Below are 19,750 nucleotides of genomic sequence, written 5' to 3'. Positions count from 1 at the left end.
CGAGCCGCGTAGGGCGGGTTAGGCGGTACGCCGTAACCCGCCAAAGCGCCGCCTGCGGCCTAGGCGCGCCGCTCCCACCACGCGCTGGCGAGAAACAGCGCGCAGCCCGCAAACAGCACGGCGGGCAGCGCCTGTATCCCTGCGCTCTGCATCAGCACCCCCGTCACCAGCGGCCCGCCCGCGCTGGCCACGCCCCAGGAGGCGTTGACCACCGCGCTGGCCGTGGTCAGCGACGGCCCGCTGAACTTCTCTCCGCAGGCCACCAGCGACAGCATATAGATCGCCCCCGCCGCCGCGCCCAGCGCCACCAGCAAAGTCCACCACAGCCAAGGCGTGCCGGCTGCAAAAGGCAGCAGCGGCAGCAGCAGGCACACCGCCACGCCGCAAGCAATGTGCACGCGCCGGCGGCCGTAGCGGTCCGCCAGCCATCCCATGGCGAACTGCAGCGCCGTATCGCCCACCAGCACCACCGTGGCCGACAGCAGCGCCAGCTCCGTCATGATGCCCTGGCGGATCGCATACACGGGCAGGAAGCTCAGTATCAGCGTATCGAACAGGGCGAAGAAGGCTGCGCCCATCACGATCATCGGCATCCTGGGCAGCACGCTCTGCCAGGGCGGATGCGGCTCATCGCTGCCGGCGGCGCGCGCCGCGCTGATCAGCCCCAGCCCCGGCAAAGCCAGCAGGAACAGGCCGCCGCAGGCCGCGAAACTCCACGCCACCTTGCCGTTCAGCGCCGCCACCAGAGCAGGCCCGGCCAGTTGAAACAGCGTGAAGCTGGTGGTGTAGATGGCCACCACGCGGCCGCGCGAGTTGTCCGGCGCGAGCCGGTTCACCCACGCCTCGCCCACCGTGAACAGCACGCCCATGGTGGCGCCGAACACGAAGCGCAGCGCGCCCCACAGCCACAGGTTGTCCATGATCTGCATCAGGACGGTGGACAGCGCGGCCACCCACACCGCGCCTATCATGGTGCCGCGCGGCCCGAAGCGCGCCACCCAGCCGGTGACGAAAGGCGCCGAGCCGAGGATGCCGAGCGCGCTGGCCGCCGTCACCAGGCCGATGACGTGCGCGCCCGCGCCGCGCTGGTCCAGCGTGAGGGCGGTGAGGGGAATGGTGGCGCCGAGGCCGAGTCCGACCACGCCTATGCTGAGGATGAGCGCGAAGAAGTCGCGCCAGGGCAGATGTTTCAATGTATTTTCGCAATGCTGTGTTAGCCGTGATGATAGCAAATCCCGAAATGTGATAAATTGGCTTATCGCTTAAACGGAGGCCTCTGCATAGAGACTGAAGCCATGCGCCAGCCATTAGTCATCGTCCCCGCCTGCTCGCGGCATATCGGAGCGCATCCCGACCACGCCGTGCATTCCAAGTACATCGACGCCGTTGTACAGGGGGCGGGCTGCATGCCGCTGATCCTGCCCGCACTGGGCGCGAAAACCGACTTTGAAACCGTGCTGGCCGCCGCCGGCGGCGTGATGCTGACCGGCTCGGCCTCCAATGTGCAAGCCATTCTTTATGGCCAGGAGGTGCTCAACCTGGAGCTCCCGCAGGACGCCGCGCGCGACGCCACCACGCTGCCGCTGATACGCGCTGCCATCAAGCGCGGCATACCGCTGCTGGCGATCTGCCGGGGCTTCCAGGAACTCAATGTGGCGCTGGGCGGCACGCTGCACCAGGCCGTGCAGGAAGTGCCGGGCATGATGGACCACCGCGACAGTCCGCTCGATCCGCTGGAAAAGCAGTACGGCCCGGCGCATCGCGTGCAGATCGCGCCGGGCTGCACGCTGGCGCGCATACTCGGCGGCGCCGGCGAGATCATGGTCAACTCCCTGCATGGGCAGGGCGTGGACCGTCTTGCGCCAGGGCTGGTGGCGGAAGCCACCGCCGACGACGGGCTGGTGGAAGCCTGTTCCGTCTCCACAGCGCCGGGTTTTACGCTGGCGGTGCAATGGCATCCGGAATGGCAGTTCGCCGCCAATCCGGACTCCATGAAAATATTCAAGGCCTTCGGGCAGGCTTGCCGCACTTACCAGGAACGCATTCCTTAGCTGCGCTCTCATTGCAGTCGCATGGCGCACGGCCCGCAACTGGCCGTGCCAGATCAAGACTTTTAGAGAGCTCATTATGGCTATCCGCGAAAACTTCACCTACACCGATATGGATTTGTGGCTCAATGAAAAACGGGTCACAGAGATTGAATGCCTGGTCCCCGACTTGACCGGCGTTGCGCGCGGCAAGATCCTGCCGCGCGGGAAATTCACGCAGGAGCGCGGCATGCGCATCCCCGAGGCGGTGCTGGGCATGACCGTCACCGGCAATTACCCGACCGACGACGCTGCCTACGACCGCGCCATCTCCTCCACCGACCGCGACATGATCTTGCGCGCCGATCCCACCACCATCACCATGGTGCCGTGGGCCACGGACCCCACCGCGCAAGTGATACACGACTGCTACTTCGCCGACGGCGCGCTGGTGGATTTTGCGCCGCGCACCGTGCTGCGGCGCGTGCTCAAGCTGTACGCGGAGCGCGGCTGGAGGCCTGTTGTGGCGCCCGAGCTGGAGTTCTACCTGACCGCCAAGAATATCGATCCGGACCTGCCGCTGAAGGCGCCCATAGGCCGCAGCGGCCGCGCCGAGACCAGCCGCCAGATCTACAGCATCGACGCGGTGAACGAGTTCGATCCGCTGTTCGAGGACATCTACGACTACTGCGACCTGATGGGCCTGGACGTGGACACGCTGATCCACGAAATCGGCGCGGGGCAGATGGAGATCAATTTCCTGCACGGCGACCCGCTGGGCCTGGCCGACAAGGTGTTCTTCTTCAAGCGCACCTTGCGCGAGGCGGCCCTGAAGCACGACATGTACGCCACCTTCATGGCCAAGCCCATGGCGGGGGAGCCCGGATCGGCCATGCATGTGCACCAGAGCGTGGTCGACGAGAAGACCGGCCGCAATATCTTCAGCAACGAGGACGGCTCGCCGGCCGCCGTGTTCAAGCACTACATCGGCGGCCTGCAGCGCTACATGCCTTCGGCGATGGCCATCGTGGCGCCGTATGTGAATTCCTACCGCCGTCTGGTGCGGCACACCGCCGCGCCTATCAATATCCAGTGGGGCGTGGACAACCGCACCGTGGGCTTCCGCGTGCCGGAGTCCGGCGTGCAGGACCGGCGCGTGGAAAACCGCATCATCGGCGCGGACGCCAATCCCTACCTGGCGCTGGCCGTCACGCTGGCCTGCGGCTACCTCGGCATGACCGAGCAGCTCGAACCCACGCCGGCCACCACGGGCAGCGCCTACGACATGCGCTACGAACTGCCGCAAGGCCTGCCCGAAGCGCTGGCCGCGCTGCGCCGCGAGGACAAGCTGCGCGCCGTGCTGGGCGACCGCTTTATCGACGTGTACGCGGCAATCAAGGACCTGGAGCACCAGGAATTCATGACCGTGATCAGCCCCTGGGAACGCGAACACCTGCTGCTGCATGTCTGACCGGGAGACCATCATGACAGACACCAAGACCATCCAGCAGCAGGACCACGCGCACTATCTGCATCCCTTCACCGACCACCAGGCGCTGGGCCGGAAGGGCGCGCGCGTGATGGTCCGCGGCGAGGGCATCTACCTGTGGGACTCGGAAGGCAACAAGATCCTGGACGGCATGTCCGGGCTGTGGTGCGTGGCGGTGGGCTACGGCCGCACCAGCATCTCCAAAGCCGTGTACGAGCAGATGGAGACGCTGCCCTTCTACAACAGCTTTTTCAACACCACCAACGTGCCGGCGGTGCGGCTGGCGGCGCGTTTGTCGCAGCTGGCGCCGGAAGGCTTCAACCATGTGTTCTTCACCGGCTCCGGCTCGGAGGCGAACGACACCAATGTGCGCATGGTGCGCCGCTACTGGGACCTGATGGGTTTCAAGGAGCGCCACGTCATCATCAGCCGCCACAACTCCTACCACGGCAGCACCATGGCGGGCGCCTCGCTGGGCGGCATGAGCGGCATGCACGAGCAGGGCGGCTTGCCCATACCCGGCATCGTCCACATCGGCCAGCCCAATTACTACGACGACGGCGTGGGCCTCACGCCGGACGAATTCGGCCTGCGCGCCGCCTCCTGGCTGGAGGCGAAGATACTGGAAGTGGGGCCGGACAAGGTGGCCGCCTTCATCGGCGAACCTGTGCAGGGCGCGGGCGGCGTGATTATTCCGCCGGACAGCTACTGGCCCGAAATCCGCCGCATCTGCGACAAGTACGGCATCCTGCTCATCGCCGACGAGGTGATCACCGGCTTCGGGCGGCTGGGGCGCTGGTTTGCCTCAGAGCCCTACAAGCCGGACCTGATCACCTTCGCCAAGGGTGTCACTTCAGGTTATGTGCCGCTGGGCGGGGTGCTGGTGGGCAGCCGCGTGGCGGACGTGCTGATAGGGCAGGGCGGCGACTTCAATCACGGCTTCACGTATTCCGGCCACCCGGTGGCCTGCGCGGCGGCGCTGGAGAACCTGCGCATTATCGAGGACGAGGGCCTGGTCGAACGCGTGGCGAACGACACCGGGCCGTATCTGAAGCATGCCTTCGGCGCGCTGGCGGACCATGCGCTGGTGGGCACGGCCGAAACCTGCGGCTTCGTGGCGGGACTGAACCTCGTCAAGCGCAAGGCGGAGAATGTGCATTACCAGGTGCGTTTCGACCCCGCGCTGGGCGTGGGCATGCTGTGCCGCGCGCATATGTTCAACACCGGCATCATCATGCGCGCCGTGGGTGACCGCATGATCATCGCCCCGCCGCTCGTCATGACGCACGCGCAGATCGACGAGATGGTGGCCCTGATCCGCCGCGCGCTGGATCTCACCCTTGAGGAAGTGCGCGGGCGCGGCTGGCTGTGAATGGCGGGTTACGGCGTCCCGCCTAACCCGCCCTACGCTTTTGGTCACAAGCTGCACATTTCGTAGGGCGGGTTAGCACGGAGTGCGTAACCCGCCAGCATTTAGGTAGTCTTCCTGGATATGCTGCATTTATAATCACGTCTTTTGCCGTGCGGCTTCGCCGTGCGCGTGCATTTTAATAAAGTTTGTTTACTAGCCAATATGACGACAGCCCAACCCGCCGACGCTGGCCAGCCTTTCCTGTTAATCCGCAACCTGGTCAAGGATTTTGACGGCGTGCGCGCCGTGAACGATGTTACGGTGTCGATCAACAAGGGCGAGATTTTCGCCCTGCTGGGCAGTTCGGGCTGCGGCAAGTCGACCCTGCTGCGCATGCTGGCCGGCTTTGAAACGCCGACTTCGGGCGGCATCACGCTGGACGGCAAGGACATCGTCAGCACGCCGCCATACGAGCGTCCTATCAATATGATGTTCCAGTCCTACGCGCTGTTCCCGCACCTCTCGGTCTGGGACAACATCGCCTTCGGCCTGCGCCGCGACGGCCTGCCGGCGCACGAAGTGGCCGCGCGCGTGGACCACATGCTGTCCCTGGTCCAGCTCACCGCCTATGGCAAGCGCAAGCCGCACCAGTTGTCCGGCGGCCAGCAGCAGCGCGTGGCGCTGGCGCGCAGCCTGGCCAAGCGCCCGCAGCTGCTGCTGCTTGACGAGCCGCTGGGCGCGCTGGACAAGAAGCTGCGCGAGCACACCCAGGTCGAACTGGTGAACATCATCGAGCAGGTTGGCGTGACGTGCGTGATGGTCACGCATGACCAGGACGAAGCCATGAGCATGGCCACCCGCATCGCCATCATGAGCGAAGGCCGCATCCTGCAGGTGGGCGCGCCGGGCGAAATCTACGAAACCCCGAACTGCCGCTTCGTGGCCGACTTCATCGGCTCGGTCAACCTGTTCGAAGGCCGCGTCACCGAAGACCAGCCGGGCTACGTTGTCATAGAATCGGACGAGACCAGCCACTACGTCAGCCACGGAATCACCGGCACCGACAATATGGAAGTGACGGTGGCCGTGCGCCCCGAGAAGATCGTGCTGCAGCCGAACGCGCCCACCATGTCGCAGCGCGCCAAGGTGGAGGAGCACGGCCACAACTGCGTGCAGGGCGTGATCAAGGCGATCTCCTACTTCGGCAACGAGACCCACTACCTGGTGAAGCTGGACAGCGGCATGCAGATCAAGGTGGCGCGCACCAACTCGGCCCGCCACGCCGAGGCCAGCCTGCAGCGCGACCAGCGCGTGCACGCATGGTGGGACGGCAGCGACGTCGTCGTGCTGACCCGCTAAGCGGCCGAACCTGAGAGACCGCACCCCATGTCCAAGTTCCTCAAAGACCTGCTGACGCTGCGCTGGCTGAACGGCCGCACCGCCGTCATCTCCGTGCCCTATGTGTGGCTGATCGGCGCCTTCCTGATCCCCTTCCTGATCGTGGCGCGCATCAGCTTCACCGAAGTGGATGCCGGCAACCCCTTCGGCACGCTGGCCACCTATGCCGACGGTATCGTCGACATCAAGATCAAGGTATCGAACTACCTGTTCATCGCGGCCGACGAACTGTATGTGCTGACCTATCTCAGTTCGCTCAAGTACGCCGCCATCACCACCGCCTGCTGCCTGCTGATCGGCTACCCCTTCGCCTACTTCATGGCGCGCGCCCGGCCGTCGCTGCGTCCGGTGCTGCTGATGATGGTGATGCTGCCGTTCTGGACCTCCTTCCTGCTGCGCATCTACGCCTGGAAGGGCATCCTGGCCAACCAGGGCATCCTGAACCACTTCCTCATGTCCATGGGTTTTATCGCCGAGCCGCTGCACATGATGAACACCTCGTTCTCGCTGGTGATCGGCATGGTGTACGCCTACCTACCGTTCATGATACTGCCGCTTTACACCAACCTGGCCAAGATGGACCTGCGCTTCCTGGAAGCTGCGGCCGACCTGGGCGCCACGCCGTGGCAAGCCTTCTGGCGCATCACGGTGCCGCTGTCGAAATCCGGCATCATCGCCGGTTCCATGCTGGTGTTCATTCCCGCCGTGGGCGAGTATGTCATCCCCGAGCTGCTGGGCGGTCCGGAAACGCTGATGATAGGCCGCGTGCTGTGGGACGAGTTCTTTACCAATAACGACTGGCCGATGGCGTCCTCCGTCACCGTAGTGGTCATCCTGCTGATCCTGGTGCCCATGGCCATCCTGAATAAATACCAGGCCGAACAAAGCGAAGGAGGCCGTAAATGAGCAACACCATGAAAGGCACCCTGATCCCGCGCTGGTTCGGCCGCGGCTGGCTTTCGCTCGGCTACCTGTTCCTCTACCTGCCCATCATCGTGCTGGTGGTGTTCTCGTTCAACAGCTCGCGCCAGGACATGGTGTGGAGCGGCTTCTCCACCCAGTGGTACGGCGAATTGATGAACGATGCCGAGATCATTTCCGGCTTCGGACTGTCGCTGCGCATCGCCTTCCTGACGGCCTGCTCCTCGGTGGTGCTGGGCACCTTCGCCGCCTTTGTGCTGAACCGCTACCGCCGCTTCGCCGGCCGCACGCTGTTCTCGGCCATGGCCAGCGCGCCGCTGGTGATGCCGGAAGTGATCATCGGCCTGTCGCTGCTGCTCATGCTGGTGTCGGTGCAGAAGATGTTCGGCTTCCCCGAGCGCGGCCTGGGCACGATCTGGATCGGCCACACGCTGCTGGGCATGGCCTACGCCACCGTAGTGGTGCAGTCACGCCTGCAGGAGATGAGCAAGTCGCTGGAAGAAGCGGCGATGGACCTGGGCTGCCGTCCGCACCAGGTGTTCTTCCTGGTCACCCTGCCCAACATCAAGCAGGCGCTGGCCTCGGCCTGGCTGCTCACGTTCACGCTGTCGCTGGACGACGTGGTGCTGTCGGCCTTCCTGTCCGGCCCCGGCTCGTCCACCATGCCGCTCGTGATCTTCTCCCGCGCCCGCCTGGGCCTGGACCCGCGCGTGAACGCCGTTGCGGCCATCACCATCCTGGTGGTGACAGTGGCGGTGGTCGTCTCCAGCATCATCATGGCGCGCTCCCAGCGCGCACGAATCAGGCAAGTCTCCGGCGCAGGTAAAGCGTAGAATCGGGGAACACCCGGCCGCGCCCTGCGCAGATGCGTAGGGCGGGTTAGGCGCGCCGCGCCGTAACCCGCCAAGCGCCGAGCCGGCCCACGACAAGGAGCACAGCATGGCAGACGCACTTTGGCACGAGCGCGCACTGGCGCTGAACATCGACGGCCGCGCCTTCATCAACGGCGAGCGGGCCTGGTCCCGCACCGGACAGCAGTTCGACAAACACTCCCCCATAGATGGCCGCAAGCTGGCCGCCGTCGCCCGCTGCGGCGCGCCCGACGTGGACGCGGCGGTACAGGGCGCGCGCGCCGCGTTCGAGGACGGCCGCTGGTCCGGCATGGCGCCCGCCAAGCGCAAGCGCGTGCTGATACGCTTTGCGGACCTGATCCAGCAGAACGCCGCCGAGCTGGCGCTGCTGGAGACGCTGGACATGGGCAAGCCCATCAAATACAGCCAGAGCGTGGACGTGGGCGCCGCCGCCAACTGCATCCGCTGGTACGGCGAAGCGGTGGACAAGGTGTACGACGAAATCGCCCCCACCGCCAGCAACAGCCTGGCGCTGATCACGCGCGAGCCGGTGGGCGTGGTGGGCGCGGTCATCCCGTGGAACTACCCCATGATCATGGCCGCGTGGAAGATCGCCCCTGCGCTCGCGGCGGGCAACAGCGTGGTGCTCAAGCCGTCGGAGAAGGCGCCGCTGACCTCCTTGCGGCTGGCCGAGCTGGCGCTGGCGGCGGGCATACCGCCCGGCGTGTTCAGCGTGCTGCCGGGCTTTGGCAACGAGGCAGGCAGCGCGCTGGCGCTGCACATGGACGTGGACTGCATCGCCTTCACCGGCTCCACGCGCGTGGGCAAGCAGATCATGCAGATGGCGGGACAGTCGAACCTGAAGCGGGCCTGGACTGAGCTGGGCGGCAAGTCCGCCAACATCGTCTGCGCCGACTGCCCGGACCTGGACGCGGCGGTGGAAGCGGCGGTCGGCTCCATCTATTTCAACCAGGGCGAGAGCTGCAACGCGCCGTCGCGCCTGTTTGTGGAGGAGTCCATCCGCGAGCGCTTCATCGAGAAAGCGCTGGCCATGATGCCGCGCTACCAGCCGGGCGATCCGCTGGACGAAGCCACGGTGATGGGCGCCATCGTGGACGAGGTGCAGATGAAAACGGTGCTGGGCTATATCGAAGCGGGCCTGCAGGGCGGGGCGCGCCTGTTGGCGGGCGGCGGGCGCGAGCGCGCGCAAAGCGGCGGCTACTATGTCGCGCCGGCCTTGTTCGACCAGGTCGACAGCAGCATGAAGATAGCGCAGGAGGAGATATTCGGGCCGGTGCTGTCGGTGCTCGGTTTCACCGACGTGCAGGACGCCGTGAAGCAGGCCAACGCCACGCCGTATGGCTTGCAGGCGGCGGTATGGAGCGCCAATATGAGCAAGGCGATCCAGGTGGCGCGGGCGCTAAGGGCGGGCACGGTGCACGTCAACCAATACGACGGCGACGACATTACAGTGCCCTTTGGCGGCTACAAACAGTCCGGCAACGGCCGCGACAAATCGCTGCACGCGTTCGACAAGTACACCGAGCTGAAAACCACCTGGATACAGATAGGCTGAAGCTTGGCGGGTTACGCGCCGGCGGCGCTAACCCGCCCTACGAATCCACGATCTGTCCGTGGGCACGGAGGGCGCGGAGGGCGCGGAGGGCGCGGAGGTTGCGTAGGGCGGGTTGGCACGCAGTGCGTAACCCGCCATTGCCCGCAATCAGAAGCAGTGTTCCTGCGCCGGGAAAGAGCCGTCCTTGACTGCCGCCACGTAAGCGCTGACTGCCGCATCAATGCTGGTCTGTCCGTCCATGAAGTTCTTCACGAAGCGTGCTTTGCGGCCCGGGAACACGCCCAGCAGGTCGTGCATCACCAGCACCTGGCCCGAGCAGTCCGGACCGGCGCCGATGCCGATGGTCGGCATGGTCAGCAGCTCGGTCACTTCCTTGCCTAGCTGCGTAGGAATCGCCTCCAGCACCACCATGGCGGCGCCTGCGGCCTGCAGCTTCAGCGCATCGGCCTTCAGCAGATCCGCGCTCTCGGTGGTCTTGCCCTGCACCTTGTAGCCGCCCAGCTGGTGCACCGACTGCGGCGTCAGGCCCAGGTGGGCGCAGACAGGAACCGAGCGCTCGGTGAGGAACTTCACGGTATCGGCCAGCCACGCGCCGCCCTCGATCTTCACCATGTGCGCGCCGGCCTGCATCAGCTTGACCGCGTTGTCGAACGCCTGCTGCGGGTTGGCGTAGGTGCCAAACGGCATATCGGCCAGCACCAGTGCCGACTTGTTGCCGCGCGCGACAGCCTTGGTGTGGTAAGCCACTTCGTCCAGCGTCACCGGCAGCGTCGAATCCAGGCCGTTGCACACCATGCCCAGCGAATCGCCGATCAGCAGAACTTCCACGCCGCAGCGGTCCATCAGCGAAGCGAAGCTGGCGTCATAGCAGGTCAGCATGGTGATCTTGTCGCCGGCGGCTTTACGCGCGTTCAGCGCGGGGATGGTGACCGCCTTTTGCGCCACGGGTTTTGCCGGCGCCGCAGCCGGAGCTGCAGCCGCAGTGTTCGCACCAGCGGCCGGCACAGGAGCGCTGCCCGCCATTTCGTTACCTTGCAAATAACCAGACATGGATGTTCCTCAAGTAGTGTAATCCCGGTGGCGCCAGTGTAATCCCTGCCGCCAAACCGCGTATTCTACCCGCGAACGAACTTTCTTTTCATCGTGGGAAACCGAAATAGACGGCGGCCACTATTTGCCGACAAACAGGAAGGCCACGGCCGCCATGATGCAGCCGAACGCCGCCAGGTGCCGCCAGCTCACCGGCTCGCCCAGCACGGTCACCATGAACACGCCGAACACGATCAGCGCGATGGCTTCCTGCGTCACCTTCAGCTGTCCGGCGCTCCAGCCGCTGGCAAAGCCGATCCGGTTGGCCGGCACCGCCAGGCAGTACTCCACGAACGCAATCGTCCAGCTGATCATGATGACCATGAACAGCGGCTTGTTCATCCCGCCCTTCAAGTGCCAGTACCAAGCGACAGTCATGAAAATGTTGGAGGCGGCGAGGAGCAGGAGTGTTTGCATAGGATTGTGTCGTTATTTCAGATCAGGGTATGCCGCAGTGAGCCAGGCTTCTACGCGCACCAGCATCGCCCCGGCTTCGGCGATGCATGCTTCGAGAAGCGAAGGGCTGATTGGATCGCCATTGTAATCCGAGATGTTGCGTTGTTTGCGGAAGGTGTCCAGCAGGACCATCGTTTTGCTGTCGAGGCCTATGGTCAGAGGCAGGGCCTGGATTGCCGTCTGATGGTGGCCAGGCTGGTTCGTGGATGTGCGATATCCGCTTGCTCGCAGCGTGGCCATGGCGCACTGCATGATGCATTTGTAGGCGGAGTCGAATCGGCTCTCTTCGCTTACTGCATCCACTTTGGCGTCCGCGAGATTGCGCTTGGCTGCTTCAAGCAGGCGCTGGATGTCATCGCGGCTTGGGGCCAATAGTGACAGGCGGCCTATCTTCAATAAGTTTTCCAAAGTCATCGGCGTTGCCTATCACGAATAGTTTGGGGTTGTTTGCTACTTCGCTCGCCCAGGTATTGCCGCTGGCGAGCTTTTGCTGGAAATCCTCGGTGCGATACGTGACCGGATTGATTTCGCGGCGTAAAGTAGTTTGCAGTGGATGCAAGGTTGCCACAATTTGGTTGAAGCCGATATCGCCTAGCACAAGGATATCGATATCTGAGAAGGCTTGCTCTTTTCCCCGCGCGACGGAGCCGAAAATGAAGGCGCATTCGATTTGCGGCGAAAGAGGCTGGAGAGCGGAGCTAATCTGGTCTGCCAGGCCGGAGGTTTTGCGCAGCAGGCTGGTGATCTCGTCAAGGATCGGGCACGCGGGATTGGCGCGGTAGTGGATTTGGTTGCCGATTTGCTGGCGGACCAGAATGCCAGCCTCGGTGAGTTTGATCAGTTCGCGGTTCACGCTGCCAGGCAGGGCGTCCAGTTGGCGCGCCAGTTCGCGCACGTGCCATGAGTCTTCTGGGCGCAGCAATAGCGCCGACAGAATGCGGGCACGGAACGGGCCTAAAAGGAAATCGGCGAGCATGCCTGCAAGTGTATCCCAATCGGAGACGGTTGTCTCCGATTGGGATACGGCGTCTAGAGCCGGGTGATGCCTTGGCCGGCGACGGCGGATTCAAAGCAGGCGGCGCGCAGGCGGCCGGGGATGTTGATGCTGCGGTCGATTTCCAGCAGGGGGATGATGACGAAGGCGCGCTCGCACATGCGCGGGTGCGGCACTTGCAGCGCGGGGGTTTTGATTTCCTGCTGGCCGTAGAGCAGCACGTCGAGGTCCAGCGTGCGCGGGGCGTTGCGGTAGGGACGTTCGCGGCCGTGCGCCAGTTCGATGCCTTGCAGCGCTTGCAGCAGCTCTTCCGGTCCCAGCTCCGTTTCCAGGCAGGCCACGGCGTTGATGTAGTCGTCGCCACTGGAGTCGATCGGGGCGGTGCGGTACAGCGAGGAGACGGCGCTCACGGTGCTGCCGGGCAGGGCGCGCAGGCGCGCGATGGCGTCCTGCACGTTGGCCTGCGCATCACCCAGGTTGGCGCCGATGCCTATGTAGGCTGTGGTGCTCATGGTGCTCAATACCGCGTTCATTCGCCGCTATTACCACCATTGCCGCCGCCATTGCCCGAGTCCGAGCCGGCAGGGGCGCGGTTGCGGGGAGGGCGCGGCGCGCGCGCGCGTGGCGGACGCGGTTCGCGTGGCGCCGGTGCACCTTCGGTGCCGCTTGCATGGCCGCCCGCGTGGCCGGCTTCCGCGTAGCCGCTGTCTGCCTGGCCGCCGTAGCCTGCGTCGCCGCTGCCGCCTTCATCGCCGCCGGCTTCGCCCTTGTTGCGGCCGCCGCGGCGCGGTGGACGCTTGCGCTTGGCGCCGCCCGCTGCGCCGCCGCTCTGGCTCAGGCCGGCAACCAGCTGTTCGCGTTCGGTTTCGTCGCCGTCGTAGAAGGCGGTCCACCATTCGCCCAGCTCGGCGTCGATCTCGCCCGAGGCGCAGCGCAGCAGCAGGAAGTCGTAGCCGGCGCGGAAGCGCAGGTGCTCCAGCAGCTTGTACGGGTTCTTGCCGGTGCGGCGCTCGAAGCGCGGCTGCATCGACCAGATGTCGCGCATGTCGGAGCCGATCTTGCGCTGCAAGGCCAGCTTCTCGGTCTGCGAGTCGAGCACTTCGTCCGCCGCCAGGTGCAGCGCGGGAATCGGGAATTCGCCGGATGCCTTGTACGCGTTCCACTTCTCCAGCACCTGGTGCCACAGCAGCGACGCGAACAGGAAGCCTGGCGAGACGGTCTTGCCGGCGTGGATGCGGCGGTCGGTCGAATCCAGCGCCAGCGTGACGAACTTCACGCCCAGCGGCTGTTCCAGCACCACGTCCAGCAGCGGCAGCAGGCCGTGGTGCAGGCCTTCCTTGCGCAGCTGCTGCAAGCAGGCCAGCGCGTGGCCGGACATGAGCAGCTTGAGCATCTCGTCGAACACGCGCGCAGGCGGCACGTTGTCGATCAGCGGCGCCATCACGGTGATGGGTTCGCGCGTGCCGGGCTCGATCTGGAAGCCCAGCTTGGCGGCGAAGCGCGTCACGCGCAGCATGCGCACCGGGTCTTCACGGTAGCGCGCTTCCGGCACGCCGATGATGCGCAGCGTCTTGGCGCGGATGTCCTCGATGCCGCCGTGGTAGTCCCACACTTCCTCGCTGGCCGGGTTGTAGTACATGGCGTTGATGGTGAAGTCGCGCCGTTCGGCGTCCTCCGCCATGGTGCCGAAGGTGTTGTCGCGCAGGACGCGGCCGTGTTCATCCTTGGGCGCGTTCTCGATCGACGGGCCGCGGAAGGTGGTCACCTCCAGCAGGTCCTGGCCGAACATCACGTGCACGATCTGGAAGCGCTTGCCGATGATGAAGGCGCGCCGGAACAGGCGCTTCACCTGCTCGGGCGTGGCGTCGGTGGCGATGTCGAAGTCTTTCGGCTTCACGCCCAGCAGCAGGTCGCGCACGGCGCCGCCGACCACGAAGGCCTGGTAGCCCGCGTCCTGCAGGGTGCTGGTCACGCGCACGGCGTTGGAGGACAGCAGGCGCGGCTCGATGCCGTGCTGCTGGGCGCCCAGGATGACCGGCACGCTGGTGTCGCGTACCGGAGCTTCTTTGACGCCGAGGATTTTGCGGATCAATTTCTTAATCATTGAATATATTTATCGTGGGCCAGCCTTTTTCGGCGGCGTGGCTGGTCAGTGCGGCGTTCGGATTGGTGGCCACCGGGTGGGTGACGACCGACATCAGCGGAATGTCGTTGTGCGAGTCGCTGTAGAAGTGGACCGTCTCGAAGTCTTCCAGGCGCTTGCCCAGTTTTTCGAGCCAGGCCTTGGTGTGCACCACTTTGCCGGCGCCCTGGGTGGGGGTGCCCACCAGTTTGCCGGTGATGCTGCCGTCGGCCGCCACTTCCGGCATGGCCGCGATCAGGTGCTCGATGCCCAGCGCGGCGGCGATGGGCGCGGTGACGAAGTGGTTGGTGGCCGTGACGATGGCCACCAGGTCGCCCTGGCCCAGGTGCTTTTGCAGCAGCGCGCGCGCCGACGGGCGGATGGCCGGGGCGATCACTTCGCGCATGAACTGGGCGTGCATCTCGTCCAGCTTGGCGCGCGGGAAGCCGGCCAGCGTGCCGAGCGAGAACTCCAGGTATTCGACCGGGTCCAGCGTGCCGGCCTGGTACTGGGCGAAGAAGGCCTGGTTGCGGGCCGCGAAGGCTTGCGCGTCGACGGCGCCGATGCGGCACAGGAATTGGCCCCATTCGTAATCCGAATCGATGGGCAGCAGGGTATGGTCGAGGTCAAACAGGGCCAGGTTCATTATTCTTTCGCTTCCGCCTGCAGCCATTCACGCAGCAGCGGCAGGGTAATAGGACGTTGGGTTTCAAGGGAATACTGGTCCAGCGCGTCCAGCATTTCCGACAGCGAGCGCATGTCGCGCCGGTAGTGGGACAGCAAATAGGGTAACACGCCGGGCGACAGCGTCAACCCGCGGGCCGCCGCCGCCGTGGTCAAAGCGGCAATCTTCTCATCGTCGGTCAGGCCGTGCAGGCGGTAGATCAGGCCCCAGCCCATGCGCGTGCGCAGGTCCTCGCGCACCGGCAGCACGGCCGGCGCCACGGCGCCGCTGCACACCATGAAGGCGTTGTTGGCGCGGATCTCGTTGAACAGGGCGAAGGCGTCGATCTGCGCCAGCGGCGACAGCTTTTCGCAGTCGTCCAGCAGGTACAGGTCCACTTCCGGCGAGTACACGAATTCCGATTCGATCGAGAACGGCGAGATGTAGCGCGCGCGCTCGCACGCGCCCAGCGCCTTCAGGATATGGCTCTTGCCCGCGCCGCCGTCGCCCCACAGGTAGGCGAAGTGTTCGCGCGAAGTGCGGCCGGCGAACTCGCGCATCAGCGCGGCCACCTCGGCGTTTTGACCCACTTCGAAGGAATCGAGGGTGAGCACAGGCTCGGCGCCTAAATCCAGCACCAGTTGCTTCATGGCTCGCGCCCCACAGTTTGCAAATTCGTCTTCACACTACGCATTATAAAAGCTGCTGCGCAAGTAGTGGCCGCGAAGATGCTTGAAGGCCACCATCAGGATGGCCGAAGCGGGCAGGGCCAGCAGCACGCCGACAAAGCCGAACAGCTGGCCGAAGGCCAGCAGCGCGAAGATCACCGCCAGCGGATTGAGGCCGATGCGCTCGCCCACCAGGCGCGGCGTGAGGAAAAAGCCCTCGATCACCTGGCCGGCGCCGTAGATCACGGCCACCGCCACCACGCCGCTCCAGTCGGTGAACTGCAGCACGGCGGCGATCAGGGCCAGCGCCAGGCCCAGGCCGAAGCCCAGGTAGGGAATGAACACCAGCAGGCCGGTCAGGATGCCGACCGGCAGCGCCACGTCGAAGCCGGCGATGGCCAGGCAGGTCGAGTAGTACACCGCCAGCACCACCATCACCAGCAGCTGGCCGCGCAGGTACTGCGCCAGCAGGGTGTCGACCTCCTCGGCCATGGCCACGGTGGCGCCGATATAGCGGCGCGGCACGGCGCCGGCGATGCGCGCCAGCATGGGATGCCAGTCCAGCAGCAGGTAGAACAGCAGCACCGGCACCAGCACCACGGTGGCGATCCAGCCCAGCACGGCGGTGCCGCCCACCTTCGCCGAGGCCAGCACGGCGGCCCAGATCTCGTCGCCGCTGCTGACCATCTGCTGCGACACCAGCTTCTTGATGCCGGCGCTGTCGAGCTGCACCTTGATGCCCATTTCGCGCAGGCGCGGTCCCAGCAGGTCGTTGGCCTTGGCCAGGAAGGCGGGAATCTGCGCCTGCAGCAGCGGGATCTCGGTCTGCAGCACCGGCACCACGATCAGCACCAGCGACAGGATGGCGCACAGGAACAGCAGCACCACGATGACCACCGCCAGCGGGCGCGGCACGTCGAAGCGGCCCAGGCGCAGATGGTCGATGCGGTCCACGCCCGGATTGAGCGCGTAGGCGATGATGGCCGCCGCCAGGAAAGGCGTGAGGATGGGGCCCAGCGCCACCAGCAGCACACCCAATGCCAGCCACAATGCTACCCAGAATGCCGTTTGTTTTTGTTCGACCGAGAGGGGAAATGGCATGTGGGGAAGATGTTTTTCTTAAAAACGGCAGGTTGACGGGGCATTTTGATAAAATAGCGGACTTGCCGGGTTTTGCGTCAGATTTGCACGAATTCCGGCCACCGCCTTCTATTTTACCGCCTCCGCTGCGAAATACACCATGAGCCAAACTTCTAATGTTTCCCTGTCCTACCGTGACGCCGGCGTCGATATCGACGCGGGTGATGCTTTAGTCGATGCGATCAAGCCGTTCGCCAAGCGCACCATGCGCGAAGGCGTGATGGCCGGCATCGGCGGCTTCGGCGCGCTGTTCGAGATCAGCAAGAAGTACAAAGAGCCGGTGCTGGTGTCCGGCACGGACGGCGTGGGCACCAAGCTCAAGCTGGCTTTCGAGCTGAACCGCCATGACACCGTGGGCATCGACCTGGTGGCCATGAGCGTGAACGACATCCTGGTGCAGGGCGCCGAGCCGCTGTTCTTCCTGGACTACTTCGCCTGCGGCAAGCTGGACGTGGCGCAGGCCACCGACGTCATCAAGGGCATCGCCCTGGGCTGCGAGCAGTCCGGCGCGGCGCTGATCGGCGGCGAAACCGCCGAGATGCCGAGCATGTACCCAGCCGGCGAATACGACCTGGCCGGTTTCGCGGTGGGCGTGGTGGAGAAAGCCAATATCATCGACGGCAAGAAGATCGCCCCGGGCGATGTGGTGCTGGGCCTGGCCTCGTCGGGCGTGCACTCGAACGGCTATTCGCTGGTGCGCAAGATCATCGAAGTGGCCAAGCCGGACCTGGAAGGCGACTTCCACGGCCGCAAGCTGGCCGACGTGCTGATGGAGCCGACCCGCATCTACGTCAAGCCGCTGCTGGCGCTGATGGCCGCGATGGAAGTCAAAGGCCTGGTGCACATCACCGGCGGCGGCTTGGTGGAAAACATCCCGCGCGTGCTGCAGCCCGGCCTGACCTGCGAGCTGGACGGCAAATCGTGGACCCTGCCGCCGCTGTTCCAGTGGCTGCAGCAGCACGGCGGCGTGGCCGACGCTGAAATGCACCGCGTGTTCAACTGCGGCATCGGCATGACGGTGATCGTCTCGGCCGAGAACGCGGACGCCGCGATGGCCCAGCTGCAAGCGGCCGGCGAGACCGTCTACCGCATCGGCGCCATCCGCGCCTCGGCGGAAGGCGAACACCAGTGCGTGGTGGTGTAATGCCCAAGGCGCGGACCTGATCCGCGCCGCTGCAACGTCAAAGGCATGCCCCGGCATGCCTTTTTTACGTCCTTATTGATTACATGGTGTATTAAATGAATTGCTGATTGTGTGGTTTATGTTCTCGTTGAGAATAATTATAGTAGTTCCATGCCGAACGGAAACGACGGCAGCAGCGCCATCCCAACATCACAATCCGGAGAAAAATCATGAATTCGAATATCGTCATCGTGTACCACAGCGGCTACGGCCACACCGCCAAGATCGCCGAGGCCGTCGCCGCCGGCAGTGAGGGAACCTTGCTGGCTATCGACGCCGAAGGCCAGCTGCCCGAAGCGGGCTGGGACTTGCTGGCCAAGGCGCAAACCATCATCTTCGGCTCGCCCACCTACATGGGCAACGTGAGCTGGCAGTTCAAGCGCTTTGCCGACACCGCCTCGTCGGTATGGTTCAAGCAGGGCTGGAAGGACAAGCTGGCGGCCGGTTTCACCAACTCGGCCTCGGTGGCCGGCGACAAGCAGACCACGCTGTACACCCTGTTCACCCTGGCGCAGCAGCACGGCATGCTGTGGGCCGGCACCGGCATGATGCCGAGCAACGCCAAGAACGCGCACCGCGACGATGTGAACTACCTGTCCTCCTTCGCCGGCCTGGCCACCGCCACGCCGTCGGACGCGTCGGTGGACGAGATCCCCGCCGGCGACCTGAAGACCGCGCGCCTGTTCGGCGAACGCATCCGCCAAGTCACCGCGCGTCTTGCTTGAGGAGAGCCAGCATGAACTTCGCCATGAAACGCGCGACCGCCGCGCTGACCGGGGCCTTCGCCGCCGCCGCCCTTGCCGCCAGCTTCGCCGGCGCCGCCCAGGCAGCGGCACCTACAGCCGCAGCGCCCATCGGCGCTGAAGCGCCGGACGCCAAGATCCGCCTGACCCGCGTCACCCCGGCCTACTGGAAAGTCACTTTCGCCAACGCGCCGCTGAACATCGTCGGGCCGAAGGAGGTGCGCGAACTGGTCGGTATCGTGGAAGCGATCGAAGCCGACCAGCAGGTGCAGGTGGTGGTGTTCGACAGCGCCATCCCGGGCAGTTTCATCGCCCACTACGACCTGCTCACGCCGCTGGAAGAGTCGACCGGCATGGCGCCCGGCCCCACCGGCATGCACCCGGTGCCGGACCTGATGGTGCGCATCGCCCGCCTGCCGATTGTCACCATCTCGTCGATCCGGGGCCGCGCCACCGGCATCGGCAGCGAGCTGATACTGGCCACCGACATGCGCTTCGCCAGCCGCGAAAAAGCCGTGCTGTCGCAATGGGAAGTGGGCGCCGGCCTGGTGGCGGGCGGCGGCCCGATGGCGCGCCTGCCGCGCCTGGTGGGACGCGGCCGCGCGCTGGAAATCCTGGTGGCCTCGGACGACATCAACGGCGACGTGGCCGAGCGCTACGGCTACGTCAACCGTTCGCTGCCGGACGCCGAGCTGGACGGCTTCGTCGATACCATGGCGCGCCGCATCGCCTCCTTCGAGCGCGCCGCCATCGTCGACACCAAGGCGCTGGTGAACCTGGCCAGCCTGCCGCCGGACGCCGAAATGCAGCCAGGCTGGGACGCCTTTATCGCCTCGGTCAAGCGGCCGGCCACCCAGCAGCGCCTGAAAACGCTGGTGGAGCAGGGCTTGCAGCAGCCCGGCGGCATCGAGGACAACCTGGGCCGCGCCACGGCCGCCTACCGCAAATAAGCGACTCCGGCTCCGCAGCAGGAAAATGCCCTAACGTTGTCTCAGGGGGATTTGCACAATATCGACGTTCTTGACAGCGCCACTGTCAGGATCGTCGAGATCGAATTGCAACTGCCAGCCCTTCAGTA

The 19,750-nt window shown here is 65.2% G+C and carries 20 protein-coding genes; 10 read left to right on the top strand and 10 right to left on the bottom strand.

Annotated elements, in window-relative coordinates; all coding sequences use genetic code 11:
• Window positions 1-59: 59 nt before the first annotated feature.
• On the bottom strand, window positions 60-1,193 hold the full coding sequence (locus GTP77_RS03960; protein WP_161070875.1) for an MFS transporter: 1,134 nt from the start codon (window positions 1,191-1,193) through the stop codon (window positions 60-62).
• A gap of 102 nt (window positions 1,194-1,295) precedes the next feature.
• Here GTP77_RS03960 and GTP77_RS03955 point away from each other — a divergent pair, with 102 nt between their 5' ends.
• From GTP77_RS03955 to GTP77_RS03925, 7 genes are all read left to right on the top strand, one after another.
• Window positions 1,296-2,051: a gamma-glutamyl-gamma-aminobutyrate hydrolase family protein gene (locus GTP77_RS03955; RefSeq protein ID WP_161070874.1), complete on the top strand. Its 756-nt coding sequence runs from the start codon at window positions 1,296-1,298 to the stop codon at window positions 2,049-2,051.
• 76 nt (window positions 2,052-2,127) lie between these two features.
• A complete protein-coding gene (locus tag GTP77_RS03950; RefSeq protein ID WP_161070873.1) occupies window positions 2,128-3,498 on the top strand; it encodes a glutamine synthetase family protein in 1,371 nt (456 codons plus the stop codon).
• A gap of 13 nt (window positions 3,499-3,511) precedes the next feature.
• Window positions 3,512-4,888, top strand: coding sequence for an aspartate aminotransferase family protein (locus GTP77_RS03945; protein ID WP_223149300.1), 1,377 nt, complete (start codon window positions 3,512-3,514; stop codon window positions 4,886-4,888).
• Window positions 4,889-5,089: 201 nt separating this feature from the next.
• The gene (locus GTP77_RS03940; RefSeq protein ID WP_161070871.1) at window positions 5,090-6,226 is read left to right on the top strand and encodes an ABC transporter ATP-binding protein; all 1,137 of its coding nucleotides are present in this window, start codon (window positions 5,090-5,092) and stop codon (window positions 6,224-6,226) included.
• Between the two features lie 27 nt (window positions 6,227-6,253).
• Complete coding sequence (locus GTP77_RS03935; protein WP_161070870.1) at window positions 6,254-7,171, top strand: ABC transporter permease subunit; 918 nt, start codon at window positions 6,254-6,256, stop codon at window positions 7,169-7,171.
• A complete protein-coding gene (locus tag GTP77_RS03930; RefSeq protein ID WP_371869322.1) occupies window positions 7,168-8,019 on the top strand; it encodes an ABC transporter permease in 852 nt (283 codons plus the stop codon). The genes GTP77_RS03935 and GTP77_RS03930 overlap by 4 nt, the downstream gene beginning before the upstream one ends.
• Before the next feature lie 106 nt (window positions 8,020-8,125).
• A complete protein-coding gene (locus GTP77_RS03925; RefSeq protein WP_161070869.1) occupies window positions 8,126-9,613 on the top strand; it encodes an aldehyde dehydrogenase in 1,488 nt (495 codons plus the stop codon).
• A 147-nt stretch (window positions 9,614-9,760) separates the two neighbouring features.
• Here the strand turns inward: GTP77_RS03925 and panB are convergent, their stop codons facing one another.
• From panB to GTP77_RS03880, 9 genes are all read right to left on the bottom strand, one after another.
• Window positions 9,761-10,663, bottom strand: a complete 903-nt coding sequence (gene panB, locus GTP77_RS03920) for a 3-methyl-2-oxobutanoate hydroxymethyltransferase (protein ID WP_161070868.1) — start codon at window positions 10,661-10,663, stop codon at window positions 9,761-9,763.
• A 120-nt stretch (window positions 10,664-10,783) separates the two neighbouring features.
• Window positions 10,784-11,119 (bottom strand): DMT family protein, encoded by a 336-nt coding sequence (locus GTP77_RS03915; protein WP_161070867.1) that lies wholly within the window; start codon window positions 11,117-11,119, stop codon window positions 10,784-10,786.
• A gap of 12 nt (window positions 11,120-11,131) precedes the next feature.
• Window positions 11,132-11,572 carry a DNA-binding protein gene (locus GTP77_RS03910; protein ID WP_161070866.1) on the bottom strand — a complete coding sequence of 147 codons (441 nt, stop codon included), beginning with the start codon at window positions 11,570-11,572 and terminating at the stop codon, window positions 11,132-11,134.
• The gene (locus tag GTP77_RS03905) at window positions 11,511-12,134 is read right to left on the bottom strand and encodes a nucleotidyltransferase domain-containing protein (RefSeq protein ID WP_161070865.1); all 624 of its coding nucleotides are present in this window, start codon (window positions 12,132-12,134) and stop codon (window positions 11,511-11,513) included. The genes GTP77_RS03910 and GTP77_RS03905 overlap by 62 nt, the downstream gene beginning before the upstream one ends.
• A gap of 53 nt (window positions 12,135-12,187) precedes the next feature.
• Window positions 12,188-12,685: a 2-amino-4-hydroxy-6-hydroxymethyldihydropteridine diphosphokinase gene (gene folK / locus GTP77_RS03900; protein WP_161070864.1), complete on the bottom strand. Its 498-nt coding sequence runs from the start codon at window positions 12,683-12,685 to the stop codon at window positions 12,188-12,190.
• Window positions 12,682-14,256, bottom strand: a complete 1,575-nt coding sequence (pcnB, locus tag GTP77_RS03895) for a polynucleotide adenylyltransferase PcnB (protein ID WP_161070863.1) — start codon at window positions 14,254-14,256, stop codon at window positions 12,682-12,684. Before pcnB ends, folK begins: the two co-directional genes overlap by 4 nt.
• Window positions 14,249-14,920 (bottom strand): histidinol-phosphatase, encoded by a 672-nt coding sequence (locus tag GTP77_RS03890; protein ID WP_161070862.1) that lies wholly within the window; start codon window positions 14,918-14,920, stop codon window positions 14,249-14,251. Before GTP77_RS03890 ends, pcnB begins: the two co-directional genes overlap by 8 nt.
• On the bottom strand, window positions 14,920-15,588 hold the full coding sequence (gene hda, locus GTP77_RS03885; protein WP_161070861.1) for a DnaA regulatory inactivator Hda: 669 nt from the start codon (window positions 15,586-15,588) through the stop codon (window positions 14,920-14,922). The genes GTP77_RS03890 and hda overlap by 1 nt, the downstream gene beginning before the upstream one ends.
• A 36-nt stretch (window positions 15,589-15,624) precedes the next feature.
• Complete coding sequence (locus GTP77_RS03880) at window positions 15,625-16,707, bottom strand: AI-2E family transporter (RefSeq protein ID WP_161070860.1); 1,083 nt, start codon at window positions 16,705-16,707, stop codon at window positions 15,625-15,627.
• A 139-nt stretch (window positions 16,708-16,846) separates the two neighbouring features.
• Here GTP77_RS03880 and purM point away from each other — a divergent pair, with 139 nt between their 5' ends.
• The 3 genes from purM to GTP77_RS03865 all read left to right on the top strand — a co-directional run bounded on the left by purM (window position 16,847) and on the right by GTP77_RS03865 (window position 19,622).
• Window positions 16,847-17,890: a phosphoribosylformylglycinamidine cyclo-ligase gene (gene purM, locus GTP77_RS03875; RefSeq protein ID WP_161070859.1), complete on the top strand. Its 1,044-nt coding sequence runs from the start codon at window positions 16,847-16,849 to the stop codon at window positions 17,888-17,890.
• 209 nt (window positions 17,891-18,099) lie between these two features.
• The gene (locus GTP77_RS03870; RefSeq protein ID WP_161070858.1) at window positions 18,100-18,654 is read left to right on the top strand and encodes a flavodoxin family protein; all 555 of its coding nucleotides are present in this window, start codon (window positions 18,100-18,102) and stop codon (window positions 18,652-18,654) included.
• A gap of 11 nt (window positions 18,655-18,665) precedes the next feature.
• Entirely contained in the window at window positions 18,666-19,622 is a 957-nt protein-coding gene (locus tag GTP77_RS03865) for an enoyl-CoA hydratase/isomerase family protein (RefSeq protein ID WP_228893915.1), read from the top strand.
• The last annotated feature ends 128 nt before the right edge of the window (window positions 19,623-19,750 follow it).

Origin of the sequence: Pseudoduganella aquatica (genome assembly GCF_009857595.1) — a bacterium.
GTDB classification, from domain to species: Bacteria; Pseudomonadota; Gammaproteobacteria; order Burkholderiales; family Burkholderiaceae_D; genus Rugamonas; species Rugamonas aquatica_A.
Note: the sequence above shows the minus strand (reverse complement) of the source record. Positions and strands in the feature narration are given on the sequence as shown.

Excerpts from the sequence above, each read along its gene's own strand:
- GTP77_RS03955 (WP_161070874.1), top strand. The coding sequence starts at position 1,296 with ATGCGCCAGCCATTAGTCATCGTCCCCGCCTGCTCGCGGCATATCGGA.
- GTP77_RS03950 (WP_161070873.1), top strand. The coding sequence starts at position 2,128 with ATGGCTATCCGCGAAAACTTCACCTACACCGATATGGATTTGTGGCTC.
- GTP77_RS03945 (WP_223149300.1), top strand. The coding sequence starts at position 3,512 with ATGACAGACACCAAGACCATCCAGCAGCAGGACCACGCGCACTATCTG.
- GTP77_RS03940 (WP_161070871.1), top strand. The coding sequence starts at position 5,090 with ATGACGACAGCCCAACCCGCCGACGCTGGCCAGCCTTTCCTGTTAATC.
- GTP77_RS03935 (WP_161070870.1), top strand. The coding sequence starts at position 6,254 with ATGTCCAAGTTCCTCAAAGACCTGCTGACGCTGCGCTGGCTGAACGGC.
- GTP77_RS03930 (WP_371869322.1), top strand. The coding sequence starts at position 7,168 with ATGAGCAACACCATGAAAGGCACCCTGATCCCGCGCTGGTTCGGCCGC.
- GTP77_RS03925 (WP_161070869.1), top strand. The coding sequence starts at position 8,126 with ATGGCAGACGCACTTTGGCACGAGCGCGCACTGGCGCTGAACATCGAC.
- panB (WP_161070868.1), bottom strand. The coding sequence starts at position 10,663 with ATGTCTGGTTATTTGCAAGGTAACGAAATGGCGGGCAGCGCTCCTGTG.
- GTP77_RS03915 (WP_161070867.1), bottom strand. The coding sequence starts at position 11,119 with ATGCAAACACTCCTGCTCCTCGCCGCCTCCAACATTTTCATGACTGTC.
- GTP77_RS03910 (WP_161070866.1), bottom strand. The coding sequence starts at position 11,572 with ATGACTTTGGAAAACTTATTGAAGATAGGCCGCCTGTCACTATTGGCC.
- GTP77_RS03905 (WP_161070865.1), bottom strand. The coding sequence starts at position 12,134 with ATGCTCGCCGATTTCCTTTTAGGCCCGTTCCGTGCCCGCATTCTGTCG.
- folK (WP_161070864.1), bottom strand. The coding sequence starts at position 12,685 with ATGAACGCGGTATTGAGCACCATGAGCACCACAGCCTACATAGGCATC.
- pcnB (WP_161070863.1), bottom strand. The coding sequence starts at position 14,256 with ATGATTAAGAAATTGATCCGCAAAATCCTCGGCGTCAAAGAAGCTCCG.
- GTP77_RS03890 (WP_161070862.1), bottom strand. The coding sequence starts at position 14,920 with ATGAACCTGGCCCTGTTTGACCTCGACCATACCCTGCTGCCCATCGAT.
- hda (WP_161070861.1), bottom strand. The coding sequence starts at position 15,588 with ATGAAGCAACTGGTGCTGGATTTAGGCGCCGAGCCTGTGCTCACCCTC.
- GTP77_RS03880 (WP_161070860.1), bottom strand. The coding sequence starts at position 16,707 with ATGCCATTTCCCCTCTCGGTCGAACAAAAACAAACGGCATTCTGGGTA.
- purM (WP_161070859.1), top strand. The coding sequence starts at position 16,847 with ATGAGCCAAACTTCTAATGTTTCCCTGTCCTACCGTGACGCCGGCGTC.
- GTP77_RS03870 (WP_161070858.1), top strand. The coding sequence starts at position 18,100 with ATGAATTCGAATATCGTCATCGTGTACCACAGCGGCTACGGCCACACC.
- GTP77_RS03865 (WP_228893915.1), top strand. The coding sequence starts at position 18,666 with ATGAACTTCGCCATGAAACGCGCGACCGCCGCGCTGACCGGGGCCTTC.